The organism is Craterilacuibacter sp., assembly GCF_051659485.1.
Lineage (GTDB): Bacteria > Pseudomonadota > Gammaproteobacteria > Burkholderiales > Chromobacteriaceae > Craterilacuibacter.
The window spans coordinates 1-4,672 of record NZ_JBOFOO010000333.1 but is presented as its reverse complement, the minus strand read 5'-3'; the positions used below and the strand labels follow the sequence as shown (position 1 = coordinate 4,672).

At 54.7% G+C, this 4,672-nt stretch carries 4 protein-coding genes; all 4 read left to right on the top strand.

Features of this window, described 5'->3' with window-relative positions; translation table 11 throughout:
• Positions 1 to 289, top strand: a 289-nt coding sequence (locus ACRC1E_RS11465; RefSeq protein WP_438515225.1) for an ATP-dependent Clp protease proteolytic subunit, incomplete at its 5' end; no start/stop codon positions are given.
• A 17-nt stretch (positions 290 to 306) separates the two neighbouring features.
• Complete coding sequence (gene clpX, locus ACRC1E_RS11460) at positions 307 to 1,587, top strand: ATP-dependent Clp protease ATP-binding subunit ClpX (RefSeq protein ID WP_438515224.1); 1,281 nt, start codon at positions 307 to 309, stop codon at positions 1,585 to 1,587.
• A gap of 130 nt (positions 1,588 to 1,717) precedes the next feature.
• Complete coding sequence (gene lon, locus ACRC1E_RS11455; RefSeq protein ID WP_438515223.1) at positions 1,718 to 4,132, top strand: endopeptidase La; 2,415 nt, start codon at positions 1,718 to 1,720, stop codon at positions 4,130 to 4,132.
• A gap of 173 nt (positions 4,133 to 4,305) precedes the next feature.
• Entirely contained in the window at positions 4,306 to 4,575 is a 270-nt protein-coding gene (locus ACRC1E_RS11450; RefSeq protein WP_438515222.1) for an HU family DNA-binding protein, read from the top strand.
• Positions 4,576 to 4,672 lie beyond the last annotated feature (97 nt).

The following is a 4,672-nucleotide window of genomic DNA, read 5'->3' as shown; positions in this document are numbered from 1 at the left end:
GTCTGCGGGTGCTAAGGGCAAGCGTTTTGCCCTGGCCAACAGCCGGGTGATGATTCACCAGCCATTGATCGGTGGTCTGTCCGGTCAGGCCACCGATATTGAAATTCACGCACGTGAATTGCTGAAAATCAAGGCACTGATGAATACATTGATGGCCTTGCATACCGGCAAGGACGTTGAGCAGGTCGAACGCGATACCGAGCGCGACAATTTCATGTCGGCCGAGCAAGCGTGCGCCTATGGACTTATTGACAAGGTACTGACGTCCCGCAAGGACGTGGTGGCTTAAGCTGACGGATAGCATGCATGTCTGAAAAATCGAGCGGCGAAAAACTCTTGTACTGCTCTTTCTGTGGCAAAAGCCAACATGAAGTGCAGCGCCTGATTGCCGGCCCCCAGGTCTACATCTGTAACGAATGCGTGCGCCTGTGCGACGACATCATCCTCGAGGAGCTTGATCAGAAATCGATCGATGCTGGCGTCGAGGTGGAAGAGGCGCGCAAGCTGCCTGCGCCGCAGGAAATTCGCGAAGCACTCGACCAGCACGTCATTGGTCAGGAGCTGGCCAAGAAGTCTTTGTCGGTTGCCGTGTACAACCACTACAAGCGCTTGTACGCACCGGTGGTGAAGGATGAGGTTGAGCTGTCCAAGAGTAATATTCTCTTGATCGGCCCAACCGGCTCGGGCAAAACCCTGCTGGCACAGACGCTGGCCAAACTGCTGGATGTCCCTTTTGTGATTGCGGATGCGACCACGCTGACCGAAGCCGGTTATGTGGGCGAGGATGTAGAACACATCATTCAGAAGTTGCTGCAAAAGTGCGACTACGATGTGGAAAAGGCACAGCGCGGTATCGTTTATATCGACGAAATCGACAAGATCTCGCGCAAGTCGGAAAACCCGTCCATTACCCGTGATGTTTCGGGTGAGGGCGTGCAGCAGGCCCTGCTCAAACTGATCGAGGGCACGGTCGCTTCCATTCCGCCACAGGGCGGTCGCAAGCATCCGAACCAGGAATTCATCCAGATCGATACCACCAATATTCTGTTTGTGTGTGGTGGTGCGTTTGACGGGCTGGAGAAGATTATCCGCCGTCGTTCGGAAAAGGGCGGAATTGGTTTTGGTGCCGAAGTGTCCTCCAAGGACGGGGGTAAGAGTGTGTCTACCCTGTTCAAGGAAGTCGAGCCGGAAGACCTGATCAAATTCGGCCTGATTCCGGAGTTGATTGGTCGCCTGCCGGTGGTCACTACGCTGGAAGAACTGGATGAAGAAGCACTGGTCACCATCCTGACCCAGCCGCGAAATGCCCTGAGCAAGCAGTATCAGAAGCTGTTTGCGATGGAAGGCGTAGAGCTGGAGTTACAGCCATCGGCCTTGCGCGTGATCGCCAAGCAGGCGATGGTGCGGAAAACGGGCGCGCGCGGTTTGCGCTCCATTCTCGAGCGCGCACTGCTGGACACCATGTATGAACTGCCATCGATGCAGAACGTGGAAAAAGTGGTGGTGGACGAGAAGGTCATCGAGCAAGGCGATAAGCCTCTGTTTATCTTCCGTGAGGCAGATGACGGGCTTGCCCAGTCGGCCTGATCCGGTAAAGCACAGCAAACCGCCCATCAGGGCGGTTTTTTATTTGGGGCTGACAATCGGGGTGCTTGAAATGTGCATATATTCCCCCATTTCTGCTCTATTGATATCCATTTAGCCATGGTCAGAACATATGTCCCAGAGCGCCGAAATTCACGAAGAAACCGCATTGCCGCTGTTGCCGCTGCGCGATGTGGTGGTCTTCCCTCATATGGTTATTCCGCTGTTTGTTGGCCGTCCAAAATCCATTCGCGCATTGGAAGTGGCAATGGACGAAGGCAAGCAGATCATGCTGGTCGCTCAGCGTTCTGCCTCCAAAGACGAGCCTACGCCTGACGATCTATATGGAATTGGCACGGTTGCATCGGTACTGCAGATGCTCAAGTTGCCGGATGGTACGGTCAAGGTCTTGGTAGAGGGACGTGAGCGTGCCTACGTCAAAGATGTACGCGAAGAAGGGGATTGCTTTGTCGCGACCGTATCGCCGGTTGCTCCCGAGCCTGCCGATTCGACCGAAGTCGAGGCCATGCGCCGCGCTTTGCTGACCCAGTTCGAACAGTACGTCAAACTCAATAAGAAGATTCCGCCCGAGGTGATGACCTCGCTGGCAGGTATCGAGCAGGCCGGACGCCTAGCCGATACCATCGTGGCGCATTTGCCGCTCAAGATAGAGCAGAAACAGGAAGTGCTGGAAATGCTCGAGGTACAAGCCCGTCTCGAGCACTTGCTGTCCCAGCTTGAAGGTGAAATCGACATCCTGCAGGTCGAGAAGCGCATCCGTGGCCGTGTTAAACGCCAGATGGAAAAAAGCCAGCGCGAGTATTACCTGAATGAGCAGGTGAAAGCGATCCAGAAAGAACTGGGTGAACTGGAAGAGGGCGGCGAAACCGAAGAGCTGGAAAAACGCATCAAGACTTCGGGTATGGGTAAGGAGGCACGCGACAAGGTGACCGCCGAGCTTAAAAAGTTGTCGCTGATGTCGCCGATGTCGGCCGAAGCTACTGTCGTGCGTACCTATATCGATACGCTGCTTGATCTGCCGTGGAAGAAAAAGACCAAGATCAGCAAGGATATCGATCACGCCGAAGAAGTGCTGGATATCGATCACTTTGGCCTGGAGAAGGTCAAGGAACGCATTCTAGAGTACCTCTCGGTGCAACAGCGTGTTGATCGCCTGAAAGCGCCTATCCTGTGCCTGGTAGGCCCGCCGGGCGTGGGTAAAACCTCGCTGGGGCAGTCGATTGCCCGTGCCACCGGACGCAAGTTCGTGCGTATGGCGCTGGGCGGGGTGCGTGATGAAGCCGAGATTCGCGGCCATCGCCGTACCTATATCGGCTCGATGCCGGGTAAGGTGCTGCAAAATATGGCCAAGGTCGGGGTCAAGAATCCGCTGTTCCTGCTGGATGAAGTCGACAAACTGGGTGCAGATTTCCGTGGCGATCCGTCATCGGCCTTGCTGGAGGTGCTGGATCCCGAGCAGAACCACGCTTTTGTCGACCATTACGCCGAGGTCGAGTACGACTTGTCGGATGTGATGTTTGTTGCCACGGCCAACTCTCTGAATATTCCGCCGGCGCTGCTTGACCGTATGGAGATTATTCGTCTGTCCGGTTACACCGAAGACGAAAAAATCAATATCGCGCTCAAGTATCTGGTGCCTAAGCAGATGAAGAATAATGGCGTGAGTGAAGACGAAGCGCTGATTCATGAAAGTGCGATCCGCGACATCGTGCGCTACTACACGCGCGAAGCCGGAGTGCGTAGTCTGGACCGCGAAATTGCCAAAATATGCCGTAAGGTGGTGATGGCACAGGTGCAGAAAAAGGCTAAAGCCGGCAAAGTGACAGTCAATGCCAAGAATCTGGATAAGTATCTTGGTGTGCGTCGTTTTGACTATGGTCTGGCCGAAGAGGAGAACCGTCTGGGGCAGGTGACCGGTCTTGCCTGGACCGAAGTTGGCGGGGAATTGCTGACCATAGAAGCTGTTGCTTTGCCGGGTAAGGGTAATATCATCCGCACCGGCCAGTTGGGTGAAGTGATGCAGGAATCGATCACGGCAGCGCTGAGTGTAGTCAGAAGTCGCGCTGCATCGCTGGGAATCAAGCCGGATTTCTATGAAAAACGCGACATGCACATACATGTTCCGGAGGGTGCAACCCCCAAGGACGGGCCTTCTGCCGGTGTTGCCATGACCACGGCCATTGTGTCCGTGCTGACTGGAATACCGGTACGCGCTGATGTCGCGATGACCGGTGAAATCACCCTGCGCGGTGAAGTGTTGCCAATTGGGGGGCTAAAAGAGAAACTTTTGGCGGCTCACCGTGGCGGCATCAAGCAGGTACTGATTCCACATGGCAATGTGAAGGATCTCGTTGAAATTCCAGCGAATATCAAGAGCAAGCTCGAGATTCATCCGGTCAAATGGATAGATCAGGTGCTGGCATTGGCGCTGGAAAGGATGCCTGAGCCGTTGTCAGAGGATGCAACGTCTGCCAATATGTCGCAATCAGCGGACGCAGGGCAGAATCAGTCCGTCATGACGCACTGATTTAACTCGTTCAAAAGGGTGTAAAGGTGCATGAAACACTTGGTGTCAAGCAGTATCTCCGGCAGGAGTTATGGGTCCGGAAGCCGCTTGACACAAGGATTTCAGCCTTGCTATAAATCAGGCAGTTTTGCCGCATACTACGTATATCGAAGAACGATGAAAGGGGACTTAACGTGAACAAGTCTGAACTGATTGATGCGATTGCCGCGCATGCCGACATTTCCAAGGCTGCAGCTGCCAAAGCACTGGACGGTGTAATTGTTGCCGTAACCGATACGCTGAAAAATGGCGATGACGTAACGCTGGTTGGCTTTGGTACTTTCTACGTAGGCGAACGCGCCGAACGTAGCGGCCGCAACCCTAAGACCGGCGAAGCCATCACCATCCCGGCTGCTCGCACACCGAAGTTCCGTGCCGGTAAGGCACTGAAAGACGCGCTGTAAAAAGCCGCGGGCGGCCCTTGGGTCGCCGGGCAACGGGCTTATCCCGTTGCCTCTAAAACGGAGTGGTAGTTCAGTTGGTCAGAATACCGGCCTGTCA